Origin of the sequence: Streptomyces sp. NPDC127084 (genome assembly GCF_042724175.1) — a bacterium.
Lineage (GTDB): Bacteria > Actinomycetota > Actinomycetes > Streptomycetales > Streptomycetaceae > Streptomyces.
In genome coordinates this window covers 6440-22353 of the sequence record NZ_JBHXFA010000013.1, presented here as the reverse complement: position 1 = coordinate 22353, position 15914 = coordinate 6440, and the positions used below count along the sequence as shown (strand labels likewise).

Annotated in this window: 10 protein-coding genes; 3 read left to right on the top strand and 7 right to left on the bottom strand. The window is 71.5% G+C overall.

The annotated features are described in order from the left end of the window. Window positions 1-86: 86 nt before the first annotated feature. The gene (locus ACFWI9_RS05280) at window positions 87-2144 is read right to left on the bottom strand and encodes a PhoX family protein (RefSeq protein ID WP_387159159.1); all 2058 of its coding nucleotides are present in this window, start codon (window positions 2142-2144) and stop codon (window positions 87-89) included. Between the two features lie 393 nt (window positions 2145-2537). On the opposite strand from ACFWI9_RS05280, the gene ACFWI9_RS05275 reads away from it, so the two are divergent. Further along, window positions 2538-4034 carry a VWA domain-containing protein gene (locus tag ACFWI9_RS05275; protein ID WP_387159158.1) on the top strand — a complete coding sequence of 499 codons (1497 nt, stop codon included), beginning with the start codon at window positions 2538-2540 and terminating at the stop codon, window positions 4032-4034. Between the two features lie 340 nt (window positions 4035-4374). Here the strand turns inward: ACFWI9_RS05275 and ACFWI9_RS05270 are convergent, their stop codons facing one another. Both ACFWI9_RS05270 and ACFWI9_RS05265 read right to left on the bottom strand, forming a co-directional pair. Further along, window positions 4375-5418 carry an ATP-binding protein gene (locus tag ACFWI9_RS05270; protein ID WP_387159203.1) on the bottom strand — a complete coding sequence of 348 codons (1044 nt, stop codon included), beginning with the start codon at window positions 5416-5418 and terminating at the stop codon, window positions 4375-4377. A gap of 47 nt (window positions 5419-5465) precedes the next feature. Further along, window positions 5466-6122, bottom strand: coding sequence for a response regulator transcription factor (locus ACFWI9_RS05265; RefSeq protein WP_387159157.1), 657 nt, complete (start codon window positions 6120-6122; stop codon window positions 5466-5468). Between the two features lie 115 nt (window positions 6123-6237). Between ACFWI9_RS05265 and metG the strand changes: the two genes are divergently transcribed. Then, complete coding sequence (gene metG / locus ACFWI9_RS05260; protein WP_387159156.1) at window positions 6238-7881, top strand: methionine--tRNA ligase; 1644 nt, start codon at window positions 6238-6240, stop codon at window positions 7879-7881. A 28-nt stretch (window positions 7882-7909) separates the two neighbouring features. Here metG and ACFWI9_RS05255 read toward each other — a convergent pair whose 3' ends face one another. Next, window positions 7910-8629: a hypothetical protein gene (locus tag ACFWI9_RS05255; protein ID WP_387159202.1), complete on the bottom strand. Its 720-nt coding sequence runs from the start codon at window positions 8627-8629 to the stop codon at window positions 7910-7912. A 560-nt stretch (window positions 8630-9189) separates the two neighbouring features. Next, the gene (gene aspS / locus ACFWI9_RS05250; protein ID WP_387159155.1) at window positions 9190-10962 is read right to left on the bottom strand and encodes an aspartate--tRNA ligase; all 1773 of its coding nucleotides are present in this window, start codon (window positions 10960-10962) and stop codon (window positions 9190-9192) included. A 148-nt stretch (window positions 10963-11110) separates the two neighbouring features. Here aspS and ACFWI9_RS05245 point away from each other — a divergent pair, with 148 nt between their 5' ends. Further along, window positions 11111-13510 (top strand): SpoIIE family protein phosphatase, encoded by a 2400-nt coding sequence (locus tag ACFWI9_RS05245; RefSeq protein ID WP_387159154.1) that lies wholly within the window; start codon window positions 11111-11113, stop codon window positions 13508-13510. Window positions 13511-13538: 28 nt separating this feature from the next. Here ACFWI9_RS05245 and ACFWI9_RS05240 read toward each other — a convergent pair whose 3' ends face one another. Next, window positions 13539-14675 carry an AI-2E family transporter gene (locus tag ACFWI9_RS05240; RefSeq protein WP_387159153.1) on the bottom strand — a complete coding sequence of 379 codons (1137 nt, stop codon included), beginning with the start codon at window positions 14673-14675 and terminating at the stop codon, window positions 13539-13541. 104 nt (window positions 14676-14779) lie between these two features. Further along, entirely contained in the window at window positions 14780-15736 is a 957-nt protein-coding gene (locus ACFWI9_RS05235) for a pirin family protein (RefSeq protein ID WP_387159152.1), read from the bottom strand. Window positions 15737-15914 lie beyond the last annotated feature (178 nt).

Below are 15914 nucleotides of genomic sequence, written 5' to 3'. Positions count from 1 at the left end.
CGATCGACTGTACGTCTTCGGCTGCGGCGACGGATGTACGGCTACGGGCCCGGCGCGCGTGGCGCCGGGCCCGTAACGTCAGCGGATCAGACGCCGATGTCGCGGCCGTCCTCGCGGTACACCGCGACGACCGCCGGGCGGACGAGCCTGCCCGGTCCGTCCGGCCACACCGACTCGGGCTTCTCGACCGACGCGCCGTCGATCTCGCCCGGGTGCTGGACGGCGACGACCACACGGCGGTCCTGGATGATCGGGCCGCAGGTCTCCGCGCCCCTCGGCACCGTGAGGAACTGCTTCAGCTCACCGCGCCGCTCGCCCCTCGTGGCCACACCGAACAGGCCGTCGTGGGAGCCGAGCTGGTTGCCGTCGGTGGAGATCCACAGGTTGCCGTGCGGGTCGAAGGCCACGTTGTCCGGGCAGGAGATCGGGCTGACCGCGTCCTTCGGGTAGCCGGCGAAGTAGGTGGCCGGGTCCTCCGGGTCGCCCGCGACCAGGAAGAGCCGCCAGGCGAAGCCGTCGCTCGCCGGGTTGTCCCAGTGCTCGGCGAGCTCCAGGATCTGGCCGTGCTTGTTGAGGTTGCGCGGATTGGCCTCGTCGGCGCCCGCCTTGCCCGTCTTGCCGCGGTCGCCGTTGTTGGTGAGCGCCACGTAGACCCGTCCGGTGCGGGGGCTGGGCTCCACATCCTCGGGGCGGTCCATCTTGGTGGCGCCCACCTTGTCGGCGGCGAGCCGGGTGAAGACGTAGACCTCCTCGGCGGTCATGCCCTCGACATGCGAGACGTCCCCGGTGGCCAGCGGGATCCACACGCCGCTGCCATCGAACTCACCGTCGTTCGGGAGCTTTCCGGTGCCGTCGATCTCGGCGGCCGGGCTGTCGCCGCTGAGCTTGGCGACATACAGGGTGCCCTCGTCCAGAAGCGTCAGGTTGTGCCGGTGGGCAGCCCGCGAACCGTCCTTCTTCATCCGCTTCGACGAGACGAACTTGTAGAAGTAGTCGAAGCGTTCGTCATCGCCCATGTAGACGACGGGGCGGCCGTCGCGGGTGAGGCGCGGCTGGGCGGCCTCGTGCTTGAAGCGGCCGAGAGCGGTGCGCTTGCGGGGCGTCGAGTCCGGGTCGTACGGGTCGAGTTCCACGACCCAGCCGAAGCGGTGCGACTCGTTGGGCTCCTGGGCGACGTCGAAACGCTTGTCGAACCTCTCCCACTTGCGCTCGGTCGCGGAGGTGCCGATGCCGTAGCGCTTGTCGGTCGCGCTGGAGCCGTTGGCGAAGTACTGGTTGAAGTTCTCCTCGCCGTGCAGCGTGGTGCCCCAGGGTGTGGTGCCGCCCGCGCAGTTGTTGAGGGTGCCGAGCACCTTGGTGCCGGTCGGGTCGGCGGAGGTCTTCAGCAGGTCGCCGCCCGCGGCAGGGCCGGTCAGGCGGAACTCCGAGGTCGCGGTGAGACGGCGGTTGAGGTGGTGCCGGGTGACGGGCGTGAGCTTGCCGCTCCTGCGCTCTTCCTGGACCACGACGACGGACAGGCCGTGCGCGGCCCAGGCGGTCTCGACCTGTTCGCGGGTGGGGTTCGCCGGGTCGTAGCCCTTGAACATCAGGACTTCGTCCGTGTACTCGTGGTTGGCCACGAGTACCTGGCGGCCGTACTCGCGGAGCGGCAGCAGGCTCAGGAAGTCGTTGTTGTAGCCGAACTGGCCGGCCTGCGCCCGCGCGCTCTGGCGGTCGGGGTCGAAGGCCGGGGCGCCGCGCAGAATGGGTTCACCCCAGCGAATGACGACATTCTGGGCGTAACCGGCGGGAACGGTCACCTTGTCGGCGGTGTTGGGCTCGACGGACGTGAAGCGGAGACCGCGCGCCGCCCCTCCGTGGGCAGCGCCACGCCCCTCGGGCATGGCGCCGGCGGGAGCCGCGTGGGCCTCGGTGGCGCCCTGCGCGACGACAGCACCGGCCGTGGCGGTGGCGACGGTCACGACGGCGGCGGTGCGCATCACGGAACGGCGGGAGAGCGCGCCCGCGATGATGTCACCGGCGTACTCGTTGCCGCTGGTGTTCGGCACTTCTTGGAAGCAGGCGTCACCGCATCGGTAACGGCAGGTGAGAGCGGACCGGCCGCCCGCGTGACCCGAGCTCAGCAGCGGCAGCAGTTTGCGCACTTCGTCCCCAATCCCCTTCGGCGCGCATCCCGCGCCGACATCGTGTCGGAATGTCTCCGGCCGTGACGCTAGGGGTACACGCGTTCACGCGGGCGGCGGCGAGGTGAACAGGGGATGAATGGGGACGGACTGAGGCGCTCTTGACACCGGAGGGGGTTGCCCACTTGCCAAACGGGCGGGGGCTAACCTTACGTGTCCGCCATGGCCAGGGATGCGGGCTGCCGCGCCACCTGGTCCGGGAATGGATCGCCCCAATTCACGCGAAAGGCCTCGCCCATGGGCATTCGGAGCTTGCTGCGCAAGGTGTTTGGACGCGAGCGTACGGAGTCGTCGTCCCCGTCACCCCTGTCGGCCCCGTCGGCCACGATTGCCCCGGCCAACACTCAGTCCGGCGTGCCGGCCCAGGCCGAGCCCCCCGCCGGATCCGCGACTCCCGAGGAACGCGCCGCCGACCTGGTGGCGGCGTCCTTCGACAACGCGTCATCGGCGTCACCGGCGCCGCGTCCGACAATCCCGTCGGCCCGTACGACCCCCGAGGGGGCAGAGGCAGCCGGGGAACCCGAGCCCGCCGAGACTGCCGAGCCCGCCGAGACCGTTGAGGCTGTCGCCGAGGCGGCGCCCGCGACGGCCGAAGACGAAGCCCAGGCCGCCGACGCCGGTACGAAGGCGACGGCCGACGACGAAGCCGCCACGGACATCGACACCGACAGCGACACCCCCGAGCCCACGCCCGTCGCGGCGGACGAGGCCTCCGACGAGGTCGCTCCCCAGGCCGCCGAGGCGTCCGCCGAGGTGGATGGGACCGCCGATGCCGGCACGACCACGGCCGACCCCGTGATCCCCGCGCAGGCCACCGCCCAGAGCCGCCGCACCGATGCCGCCGAGCCCGAAGCCGACGCGGTTCCCGCCGAGGAGGCCTCCGTCGAGGAGACCGCAGCGGCCACCACCGAGGCCGAGGCGGAAGGCGAGACCGTAGGCGCCGCCGACGCCGACGCCGAGGGCGAGACCGTAGGCGCCGCCGACGCCGACGCCGAGGGCGACGCGGCAGCGGCTCCCGTCCAGGAGGCCCCCTCCGAGGAACCGCCGGTGACCGCCGCCGAGCCCGAGGCGGAAGCCGAGCCCGAGGCGGAAGCCGAGCCCGAGGCGGAAGCCGAGCCCGAGGCGGAAGCCGAGCCCGAGCCCGCCATCACCACCCCCGCCCCCGCCGTCTCCCTCGCCCGCGTCAAGTCGCAGGCCGCAGGCCTCGTCGGCGCCTACAAGGCAGCCGGATCGGCGCTCAAGAGCGCTGGGACCACCGGTGCGCGGGCCAAGGTGTACCTGGTGCTTGACCGGTCCGGGTCGATGCGGCCGTACTACAAGGACGGCAGCGCCCAGCAGCTCGGCGAGCAGACGCTCGCTCTGGCGGCGCACCTCGATGAGGCGGCCTCCGTTCATGTCGTGTTCTTCTCGACCGACATCGACGGCACCGGGGAGCTGACGCTCAGCGAGTACGAGGGCCGGGTGGACGAACTCCACGCGGGGCTCGGACGCATGGGCCGCACCAGCTACCACCGGGCCGTCGAAGAGGTCGTGGCGCACCACGAGAAGTCGGCGGAAGCAGGCCTCCCGGCGCTCGTGGTGTTCCAGACCGACGGTCCCCCGGACGCCAGGCAGCCCGCCAGGCAGGCTCTGGCGGAGGTCGCGGGGAAGCCGTTCTTCTGGCAGTTCGTGGCCTTCGGCGAGTACGAGGCCAAGGGCTTCGACTTCCTGCGCAAGCTGGACGCGGACGAGTCGGTGGACGACGCCGGCTTCTTCCACGCCGGTCCCGACCCCCGCGAGCTCACCGACGGCGAGCTCTACCGGGGTCTGCTGGGCCGCTTCCCCGAGTGGCTGGAGAACCGCCGGGGCTAGTGCCGCGTCAGGCAAGGTTCGCCCCTCAACGAGCGGCGTCCGGTGCATGGGGCCTCCCCAGGCCCGCAGGGGCCGAGGGGGTGGGGCCTCCCCAGGCCCGCAAGGGGCCGACGGGGTGGGGCCTCCCCAGGCCCGCAACGGCCGAGGGGGTGGGGCCTCCCCAGGCCCGCAAGGGGCCGACGGGGGTGGGGCCTCCCCAGGCCCGCAAAGGCCGAGGGGACGGATCGCAAGGCGCCGGATCGACCTCGTAGTGGGCCTACTCGGTTGATTCGGCAACGCCGCGAGTCGCCGTGCCGGGCGTCGCGACGGGGCGAACGTTGCCTGACGCGGCACCAGGTCCTCAGCCGCCGTAGGCGTTACCGGAGGGCAGGCTCACCCGCACCACGAGCCCGCCCTCCGGGCCCGGTTCCGCGGTCGCCGTGCCGCCGTGCGCCCCGGCGATGGACCGCACGATGGAGAGGCCCAGGCCCGCGCCCTGCCCCATCCGGTCCCGCCCCGGGCCCCGCCGGAACGGCTCGAAGAGGCCCGGGATGTCCGCCGCGTCCACCCTGGGGCCGGTGTTGGCGACCACCAGCCGTCCCCCCGCCACCGACACGTCCACGCTCCCGCCCGGCATGTTGTACGCGACCGCGTTGGCGACCAGGTTCCTCACCAGCTGTGCCAGCAGCAGCCGGTTTCCCCGGACCGGAGGACCGCCTCGGCGCACATCAGCCGTGACGCCGTACCGCTCGCACTCCCCCGCCACCACCTCCCCGAGGTCCAGATCCCCGGTCTCGCCTTCCGCCAGGCCCCGCTCGCTGCGGGCGAGCAGCAGCAGGCCCTCGATCAGGCGTTCACTGCGCCGGTTGCCGGCCAGCAGCAACTCCCTGGTCCTGGCGACCTCCTCGGCCGAGGCGGACTCGTCAAGTCCGACCTGGATGGCCGTCCGCTGGGTCGCCAGGGGAGTACGCAGCTCATGTGAGGCGTTCGCGATAAACCTCCGCTGGCTGTCGAACGCCGCCTCCAACCGCCCCAGCAGCCCGTCGAAGGTGTCACCGAGCTCCTTGAGCTCATCGTCAGGCCCGTGTACGGCGATCCGTCCCCAGTCACCGGCCGCGGCAGGCGTCCGGTCCGCGAGTCGCCTGGCCCGCGAGGTCATCTCGTGCACCGGCCGCAGCACCCGTCCCGCGGTCCACCACCCCACCGCTACCGCGCACACCGCCATCACGAGCAACGCGAGAGAGGACCAGATCAGCATCTGGGCCGCCACCGCCTCCCGGGCCCGGTCCGAGACCTCCCGCTCAAGACCCGTCGCGCCGTCGGCGTCCGCGCCCGCCAGGGACAGCAGGTTCACGACCCCGAGCAGCAGGGCGCCGAGCACCAGGAAGACGCCCCCGTAGACCATCGCGACACGGGTGCGGATGGTCGAGCCCGGTCCGAGGAGAGCCGGCGTCACAGCACGTACCCCACGCCCTGCACGGTACGGATCAGCCCCGGCTCCCCCAGCTTGGCCCGCAGCTTGCTCATGCACACCCGTACCGCCCCGGTGAACGGATCGGCGTGCGCGTCCCACGCCCGCTCCAGGAGCTCCTCCGCCGAGACCACCGCCCCGTCCGCCTCAAGGAGCACCTGAAGCACCGAGAACTCTTTCGGGGACAGCTCCAGCGCACGCCCGTCCCGCTGCGCAGTCCTGCGCACGGTGTCCAGTCGCAGCCCGTGCCGTTCCAGCAGCGGTGGTACGGGCGGCCGTGCGCCACGCCGCCGCAGTGCCCGCACCCGGGACACCAGCTCCGGGAACTCGAAGGGCTTGCTCAGATAGTCGTCGGCGCCGAGATCGAGGCCGTACACGCGGTCCTCCACGGCCGCCGCGGCGGTGAGCATCAGGATCCGGGTCGGCGAGGCGGCGGCGACCAGACCGCGCGCCACATCGTCCCCGTGCACCCCCGGCAGATCGCGGTCGAGTACGACGACGTCGTAGTCGTGCACCTGAAGGTGCTCGACGGCGGCGGCACCATCGAGCACCGTATCGACGGCGAAACCTGCCCGCCGCAGTCCCGTCGAGACCAGCTCCGCCAGCGCCTCCTCGTCCTCCGCGACCAGTACCCGCATGCCCCGTTCCCCTCCCGTTCCTGTGGCGGCCCGCCTGTTCGCCTGCCCTCATGCCCCCCTCCAGGATCACTGACGGCGGTCGGGCGATCTTCGTCAGGTCGATAGGATTCCGGCCATGGCGGCCACTGGATCCGAGAAGCAGGGGGCGAACGACGACGTGCGGGCTTTCTACGTCACGACCCCCATCTACTACGTCAACGACGCTCCTCACCTGGGCCACGCCTATACGACCGTCGCGGGAGACGTGCTCACGCGCTGGCACCGCCAGCGCGGCGAGAAGGTGTGGTTCCTCACCGGCACGGACGAGCACGGCCAGAAGGTCATGCGCACCGCCGAGGCGAACGGCGTCACCCCTCAGCAGTGGTGCGACAAACTCGTGGAGGAGGCTTGGAAGCCCCTCTGGGAGCACCTGGAGATCGCCAACGACGACTTCATCCGAACGACGGAGAAGCGGCACACCGACCGCGTCCAGGAGTTCGTGCAGGACCTGTACGACAAGGGTGAGATCTACAAGGGCGGGTACGAAGGCCCGTACTGCGTGGGATGCGAGGAGTACAAGCTCCCGGGCGAGCTGGTCGACGGGGAGGCAGGGGGACCGTACGCGGGCCAGAAGCTGTGCCCGGTGCACAAGAAGCCGGTGGAGATCCTCAAGGAGGAGAACTACTTCTTCAAGCTCAGCGAGTACGGCCCGCGGCTGCTGGAGTTCTACGAGGCCAACCCCGGTTTCATCCAGCCCGAGTCCGCCCGCAACGAGGTCGTGAACTTCGTAAGGCAGGGCATGCAGGACCTTTCCATCTCGCGTTCGACGTTCGACTGGGGCGTCAAGGTGCCCTGGGACGAGAAGCACGTGATCTACGTGTGGATCGACGCCCTGCTGAACTACGCGACGGCCGTCGGCTACAACGAGAACCCGGCGAAGTTCGACGCGACCTTCCCGGCGGACGTGCATCTGATCGGCAAGGACATCCTGCGCTTCCACGCCGTCATCTGGCCCGCGATGCTGATGGCCCAAGGCCTTCCGGTACCCGGGAAGATCGCGGCCAACGGCTGGCTGATGGTCGGCGGCGAGAAGATGTCGAAGTCCAATCTGACCGGTATCAAGCCGCAGGACCTGACCTCCCACTTCGGCGTGGACGCGTACCGCTGGTACTTCCTGCGGGCGATCGCGTTCGGCCAGGACGGCTCGTTCTCCTGGGAGGACTTCACCGCCCGCTACACCAGTGAGCTCGCCAACGACTACGGCAACCTGGCTTCCCGGGTCGCCGCAATGGTCGGCAAGTACTTCGGCGGGTCCCTGCCCGAGGCGGTGGCAGACGGCGCGGCTGAGCGGGCGGTCCAGGACGGGCTGGCGAAGGCGGCGGCCGAGGCGGACCGGCGGATCGGTGACGAGCTGGACTTCCAGGGCGGCATCCTGGCGGTCTTCGACTTCGTGAAGCAGGTCAACGGCTACATCACGGAGCAGGAGCCGTGGAAGGTCGCCAAGGACGAATCCGAGCAGGGCAGGGCACGGCTCGCGGCCATCCTCTACACGGCCGCCGAGTCGCTGCGCGCGGTCGCGGTGCTGCTGAACCCGGTCATGCCGGACACCTCGCGGAAGCTGTGGGACTCGCTGGGCGCTGAGGCGTCCCTCGGCGACCTGGCGGATCAGCGGGTACAGGACGCGGCGGACTGGGGCAGGCTCCCGGCCGGCTCGACGGTCACCAAGGGCGCGGTGCTGTTCCCGAGGCTCGAAAGCAAGGACGAGAAGACCGCGCAGTAGGTCCGGCAGGCTCTGACGGGGGCCGTGGTCAGCGCGCCAGCGCGTCGATGTCCCCCATCACCACCACAGGATTGCGGTCCGGGTCCAGCCGGCGCAGCAGCTCCCGCATGTGCTCCTGGTCAAGCGACACACATGCCTGGGTGGGGCCGCCGTGGTCGACATGGAACCAGACCCCGCCGCCCCGCTCCGAGCCCATGGGCCGCTTGACCACCCCGTCCTCCAGCGGGCTGCGGCCCTCGTGGCGGTTGTAGTTGATCGCGACCACGTAGTCGAAGGATCCCGCGAGCGACTCCCCGAGGAAGCCGCGGCCTGGCGCGTTGAACAGCGGGCTGTGGTGGTACGGCAGCCTGGTGCCCGGATCAGGCAGCCGACCGCCCGCGTCGGTGAGCCCGAACACCCCGACCGGTGAGCGCTTGTCCCCCGCCCAGTGCTCGTCGGTCCAGCCCCTCAGACCGTTGTGGGAGGGCCAGGTGTCGGAGACGGCCTGCCAGCCCTTGACCGCGGTCCACTCGTACAGGACGACCGTGGAGTACGGGGAGTTCCGGCCCTCGCCGGTCACCACCACGGCCTGGGTGGCGTCCTCCGGGATGTAGTCGCGGGTCCGGCTGCCGATCCCGGGGATATCCGTGGGCGATGCCGCCTCGACCGTGTCGCTGCCGCCCGGCCCGCCGGCCGGGCGGGGCGGGGTGGCAGCGGCCTGTGTCGGCGGCGCGGCCTGCGTGCAGCCTCCGAGCACCGCGGCGAGCAGTACGGCGAGGAATCCGGCGAGGAGCGTCGGGACGGCCGTCGCCCGGACGGCGGCGGGCCTGGTGGAGGTGGCGGTCGTGGCCGGTGCCGCTGGTACGGCCCTTACGGCCGGGGCGGTCTTCCTGGCCGGTGCCGCCGCTGCGGTCCGCCGGGCGGTCGTTCTGGTCGTCAGTCTCGTCCGTACGGTGCTGAGCACGACGCGGTGTCCTCTCCGGTGCTGCGTCACCGGTGGTGCGTCACCGGTCCTGCCTTACCTGGCCCTCTCTTCCCGTTCGGCGCGCGGGCGCCGGACGCCATGCCGTGAACGACACGGAAGGTACGTGAATTAGGCGAGAAGGCGGCGCAGGACTTGCGCGTGTGTCGGAACGTGTCAGGGGCGCCGGACCCGAACCGGGGCCGGGCCCCGGCCGGTACCGCGCCCTCACCCCAGTCTCTGTCGAGTTCTAGGGGGGGGCGGGGGGCGGGCGAGTGGGGGGGTGGGGGGCAGGTGCGGGCGCCCCCGCCCGGGCGGGGCCCCCCCCCCCCTGACGTATCAGCCTCTACTTACACGGCACTCGCGTGTCACTCGCCCGACTTAGCCGGGGGCTTGCGCAGCGCGATGTTCAGCTCACGCAGCCGCGCTTCCTCGACCTCGGCGGGCGCTCCCATCAGCAGATCCTGGGCGTTCTGGTTGAGCGGGAAGGCGATGGTCTCGCGGATGTTGGGCTCGTCGGCCAGCAGCATCACGATGCGGTCGACGCCCGGCGCGATGCCACCGTGCGGCGGGGCGCCGTACTGGAAGGCGCGCAGCATTCCGGCGAACTCGCGCTCCACGGTCTCCCGGTCGTAGCCCGCGATCTCGAAGGCCTTGAACATGATGTCGGGCTCGTGGTTCCGGATCGCGCCAGAGGACAGCTCGACACCGTTGCAGACGATGTCGTACTGCCAGCCGAGGATGTCCAGCGGGTCCTGGGACTCCAGGGCCTCAAGACCGCCCTGCGGCATGGAGAACGGGTTGTGCGAGAAGTCGATCTTGCCGGTGTCCGCGTCCTTCTCGTACATCGGGAAGTCCACGATCCAGCAGAACCGGAAGACGTTCTCCTCGAAGTGGCCCGAGCGGCGCGCGGCCTCGACCCGCACCGCGCCCATGATCTTGGAGACCTCGTCGAACTCGCCCGCGCCGAAGAACACCGCGTGCCCCGGGGCCAGGCCCAGGCGCTCGGTGAGGACCTTGACGTTCTCCTCGGTGAGGAACTTGGCGATCGGGCCGGACAGCGACCCGTCCTCGCCGACGCGTACCCAGGCCAGGCCCTTGGCGCCCTGCTCGACGGCGTAGTCGCCGAGCTGGTCGAAGAACTTGCGGGGCTGGTCCTGGACGGCGGGGACCGGCAGGGCGCGCACGTGCTTGCCGGCGAAGGCCTTGAACTCGGAGCCCTCGAAGACATCGGTGATGTCGACCAGCTCCAGCCGGGCCCGCAGATCCGGCTTGTCGTTGCCGTACTTCAGCATCGACTCGCGGAACGGGATCCGCGGGAACGGGGACGTGACATGGCGGCCGCCGCCGAACTCCTCGAACAGCTCGGTCATCAGCCGCTCGATCGGCTGGAAGACGTCCTCCTGCTCGACGAAGCTCATCTCCACGTCGAGCTGGTAGAACTCGCCGGGCGAGCGGTCAGCGCGGGCGTCCTCGTCCCGGAAGCAGGGCGCGATCTGGAAGTAGCGGTCGAAGCCCGCGATCATCAGCAGCTGCTTGAACTGCTGCGGGGCCTGCGGCAGCGCGTAGAACTTGCCGGGGTTCAGCCGGGACGGCACCAGGAAGTCACGGGCGCCCTCGGGGGAGGTCGCGGTGAGGATCGGGGTGGCCATCTCGTTGAAGCCGAGGGCGGTCATCTTCTGCCGGATGGCGGCGATGACGGCGGTGCGCAGCATGATGTTGCGGTGCATACGCTCACGGCGCAGGTCCAGGAAGCGGTACTCCAGGCGCCGCTCCTCGTTGACGCCGTCGTCCGTGTTGATCGTGAACGGCACCTGGGCGGAGGCGCCGAGCACCTCGACGCCGGTGACCTCGATCTCGACCTCACCGGTCGGCAGGTCCGGGTTGACGTTGTCGGTGCCACGGGCGGAGACCTTGCCGTCGACACGGACGACGGACTCCTTGGTCAGGTGGCTCAGGGCCTCGTTGGCCGGGGTGCCGGGGCGGGCGACGAGCTGCGTGATGCCGTAGTGGTCGCGGAGATCGATGAAGAGGATGCCGCCCAGGTCTCGGCGATTGTGCAGCCAGCCGCTCAGCCGGACGTCGGTACCGACGTCAGAGGCGCGGAGCTCGCCGCAGGTGTGGGACCTGTACCGATGCATCGTCGTTCATCCAGTCTTCGTCGCAATGGGGATGTGGGCAGACCCACCCAGGTTACCGTCCGGCCGTTGCTCCTCCCTGAGGTATCGGCACCGGCCCGTGCGGGAGCAGCACAGGCCACTCCGCCCATAACGTGAATACAGTAGGAAAATGCGTCGCGAAGATGTCCCGGCGGTCCTGGCCGCTGTCGCGACCGGCGTATGGCGCTGGGACAACGCATCCGGGACCGCCACCCTCGACGCCGAGGCAGCACGGCTGCTCGGGCTGCCCGCCCGCGCCGGCACCGTCCCCGTGGCGACCCTGCGGGCCCGCTTCCACCCGGGGGACTGGGAGGAGGTCTACGGGCTCGTGACGGTCGCGGTCGCGGACGGCTCCGTGGCGGAGGTCCGGATGCGGATCCTCGACGGGGAGGGCGGCGTGCTGCGTACGGTGCGCAGCCGCTGCAAACCGGTCATCGAGGACGGTGACTACCTGCTGGTGGGGACGGTGGCGGAGGAGGTCGCGGCAGTCCCGCCGGGCGCGGTCGCGGGCGACGCGGGTCCGGCCGAGGGCACGGTCCGGGACGAGGGCGCGGGCTCGGGTGACGACAGCGGGGGCGCCGCGCCCCGCAGCGCTCCCGGTACACCCCGTGCCACCGGCTGGCGCCGCTCCCGCGAGGCGTTCCTGCTGGACACCGGCCGCGCACTGGCCGAGGCGCGCTCCACTCCGGAGGTGCTACGGGTCGCCGCGTCCCTGGACATGCCCGGGTTCGCACCGGACGGGCTCGTGGTCTTCGGCCTCAAAGGCGACCAGCTCACCGTCATCGGGCACCACGGCTACGACCCGGACACGGAGGCCGTCCTCACGGACATACCTCTGGACACGGCCTTCCCCGCAGCCGACGTCATCCGTACCGGCCGGGCCCTGTACATCCCCACACCCGCGGACTACCGGCGCCGCTACCCGATCGTGTGGCCGCTCGTGGAGCCCTTCGGCCGCCGGTCCTGGGCCTTCCTGCCGCTCATCGTGGCCGGGCGCACCGTCGGGGTCTGGCTGGCGTCGTTCAGCCAGCCCGTGGCCTTCACATCGGACGCGCGCTCGGTGCTCACCACGGTGGCCCGGATGCTGGCGCAGGCGCTGTCCCGGGCCGGTGTCACGGACGGTCCGCGCGACCCCGTACGCGGCCCCTGGGCGGCCACGCCCGAACTGGGTCCCGGGATCCCGGGGATGTCGGTGGCCGCGCGCTATGTGCCCACCGGCGGCGGGACGCATGTCGGCGGCGACTGGTACGACCTGATCCCGCTGCCCGGCGGCACCCGGGCAGCGGGTGGCGGCGGGGGCCGGATCGCCCTGGTCATCGGGGACGTACAGGGTCATGACGTACGGGCCGCGGTACTGATGGGGCAGCTGCGGATCGCGCTGCGCGCCTACGCGTCCGAGGGGCACCGCCCGGACGCCGTGCTCGCGCGGGCCTCCCGGTTCCTGACGGGGCTGCACGAGTACGCGGAGGCCGATACGTACGACGACGGCGACCCGGTCGAGCGGGCCGGGGCGTATGGCGGGCCGCGTTTCGCGACCTGCCTGTACATCGAGTGCGATCCGGCGACCGGCACTCTGGACATCGCCCGCGCCGGGCACCCCGACCCGGCGATCCGGATGGCGGACGGCACGGTCATGCTGCGGCCGACGGAGGGTGGGCTACCGCTCGGCATCGACCCCGACTCGGACTACCCGACGACCAGGGTCACCCTGGAACCGGGCGAGACGATCATGGTCTGCACGGACGGTCTGCTGGCGACCGGTGGCCATGACCTCGACTCGGGCTGGGAACGAGTCCGGTCCGTGCTGGAGGCACCGTTCAGTGGCGGGCAGGCCCTGGAGAAGCTCGCCGACGCGCTGGTCCAGGCCGTGCACGGGCCCGAGTCCCACTTCACCAGGGGGCCGCTCGCCGACCGCCGCGAGGACGACATCGCGGTGCTGCTGCTGTCCCGGCACGGCGGCCCGCCGCCCCGGCGCGCCCGCCGTACGGTGCTCACCGTCGCCCAGGCCGACCCGGCGCGGGTCGCGGTCGCACGCCGACAGCTTCGGGAGCTGCTGCACGACTGGGCGGACGGCGAACAGGTCGACTCGGCGGTGCTGATGGTCTCCGAGATGATGACCAACGTGCTTGTGCACACCGACTGCGACGCCCTGCTGGTGGCGGAGGCGACGGGCGACTGCGGCAGTCGGCGGCTCCGGGTGGAGGTCTCGGACTCCAGCGACGAGCTGCCGCACAGGCGGCAGCCGGGCGAGCTGGCGTCGTCCGGGCGCGGGCTGGTGCTGATGGAGGTGCTCGCGGACGTCTGGGGCGTGGAGCCGCGCGGCGAGGGCAAGTCGATCTGGTTCGAACTCTACGAGCCGGGCCCACCGGACGGGCTGCCGGGCGGCCCCTGGGAGGGCCCGGGCGGGCCACTACCGGGCGGCCCCTCGGAGGGGCCGGGCGGGGCACCACCGGGCGGCCCCTCGGAGAGCCCGGACGGGCTGCCGGGCGGCCCTTCGGAGGGCCCGGGCGGGGCACCACCGGGCGCTTGAGTCCCGGCACAGGCGGCGAAGTCCCGGGCTATGCGCCACCAGACGGCGCGGTCCCGGGCCCACCGCCGGGTGGCCCCGTCGGGCCCGTCGGACCCTCGGTGGGCTCGCCGACCGGCGCCGCGTATCGCTTCCGCAGCTCGCTGAGCACCCCGAAGGCAGCGGCGGTCAGCGGCACGGCCAGCAGCATGCCGAGGATGCCGGCCAGCCCCGCGCCCGCCGTGATCGCCAGCATCACCACGGCCGGGTGCATCTGGACCGTACGGCTCTGGATCACCGGCTGGAGGATGTGGCCCTCCAGGACCTGCACGGCCAGCACCACACCGAGCGCCCAGAGCGCGATCACGAAGCCCCGGTCGGCGAGCGCCACCAGCACGGCGACCGAGCCCGAGATGAACGCGCCGAGGTAGGGGATGTAGGCGAACACGAAGACCAGCGCCCCGAGCCCCACCGCGCCCGGCACCCGCAGGATCAGCAGGCCGATGGTGATGCAGACGGCGTCGATCAGCGCGATCAGGGTGGTCCCGCGCATGAATCCCTCGACCGCCTCGAAAGCCCTGCGGCCCATCGCCTCCGCGGTGTCGGCGCTCGCGCGCGGGACGAAGGAGCGCAGAGTACGGACCGCGTGGTCGGAGTCGCGGAGGAAGAAGAAGATCAGCAGCAGGGCGAGCACGGCGATTGCGATCATCTCGCCGACCACGCTCAGCCCGGAGATCACCCCGGTGGCGGCGGTCCCGCCGAACTTGGCCATCAGGTCCTTGGAGTTCTTCGCCAGATCCTCCAGGGACGTACCTGCGGCCCCGAAGTGCTTCGCGAGGTCCCGGGCCGCCTGCCGTAGCGAGGCGACGATCTGGTCGCCGGACTCGATGAGCGCGTTGACCACGATGTAGATCGCACCGCCGACCACGATGACGACGGCGGCGCAGGTGAGTCCCGCGGCGAGCGAGCGCCGGACCCTCATGCCGACCAACCGCCGGTGCAACGGCCCGAGCAGCGCGGTGCCGAGCACGGCGAGCAGTACCGGGATGACGGCGGTCCTGAAGGCGATGATCAGCTTGATGCCGACGGCGACGACCCCGGCCGCCAGGAGCACCGCGGCGCACCAGGCCGCGAGCCGCCAGATGGGCCGGGGGAGGAGGGGCCACGGCGCCCCGGGCTGTGGCTGCATCCCTCCAGCGGATCACGCCGCGGCCGGGCCGTCCCGCCCACCGGGGCCGGGCGGGTGACACCTCATCAGCCGCCCGGAGACCGGATTCGCGACACGGGCCGGTGTCACATGCCGTGCACCGCCGGGATGGTGCCCAGCCGTCCCTTCTGGAAGTCCTCGAACGCCTGCTGGAGCTCCTCTCTGGTGTTCATCACGAACGGCCCGTAGTGCGCCATCGGCTCCCGTATCGGCTGCCCGCCGAGCAGCACGACTTCCAGGTCCGGGGTGTGCCCGTCCTGCTTCTCGTCCGCGCGGACGGTCAACGCGGAACCCTCGCCGAAGACGGCGGTCTGGCCCAGCCCGATCGGGCGCCGCTCGGCGCCGACCGTGCCGCGCCCGGCCAGTACGTACGCGAGTCCGTTGAAGTCCTCCCGCCAGGGCAGGCTGACCTCCGCTCCCGGCGCCAGCGTCGCGTGCACCATCGTGATCGGGGTGTGCGTGATGCCGGGGCCCTCGTGGCCGTCCAGCCCGCCCGCGATCACCCGGAGCAGCGCGCCGCCGTCCGGCGAGGTCAGCAGCCGCACCTGGCCACCGCGGATGTCCTGGTAGCGGGGCGCCATCATCTTGTCGGCCGCAGGCAGGTTCACCCACAGCTGGAGGCCGTGGAAGAGGCCGCCGGACACGACGAGGTGCTCCGGCGGCGCCTCGATGTGGAGCAGTCCGGCACCGGCCGTCATCCACTGGGTGTCGCCGTTGGTGATCGTGCCGCCGCCGCCGTGGGAGTCCTGGTGGTCGAAGACACCGTCGATGATGTAGGTGACGGTCTCGAAGCCCCGGTGGGGGTGCCAGGGCGTCCCCTTCGGCTCTCCGGGCTGGTACTCCACCTCGCCCATCTGGTCCATCATGATGAACGGGTCGAGGTACCGGTAGTTGATCCCGGCGAACGCGCGCCGCACCGGGAAGCCCTCCCCCTCGAATCCGCTGGGCGCCGTGGTCACGGCGCGTACCGGACGCTGCACCGCGTCCGCGGTAGCGCCGACGCGCGGCAGGGTGAGCGGGTTCTCGACAGTCACTGCGGGCATGGGGTGACCTCCTTGTACGTCCAGTTTAGTTGAACACTGAACTTCTTGTCACCCCCAACGCGGGTCGCCCGGGGCGAATTCCGCCCCGGCGTCCCACGGGTCAGCGCTCCCGTGCCCCGGGAAGTCGCCGCAGACCGGAGGAGCAACTCTGCTCCCCGGCCGGGGCGGCGACGAACAG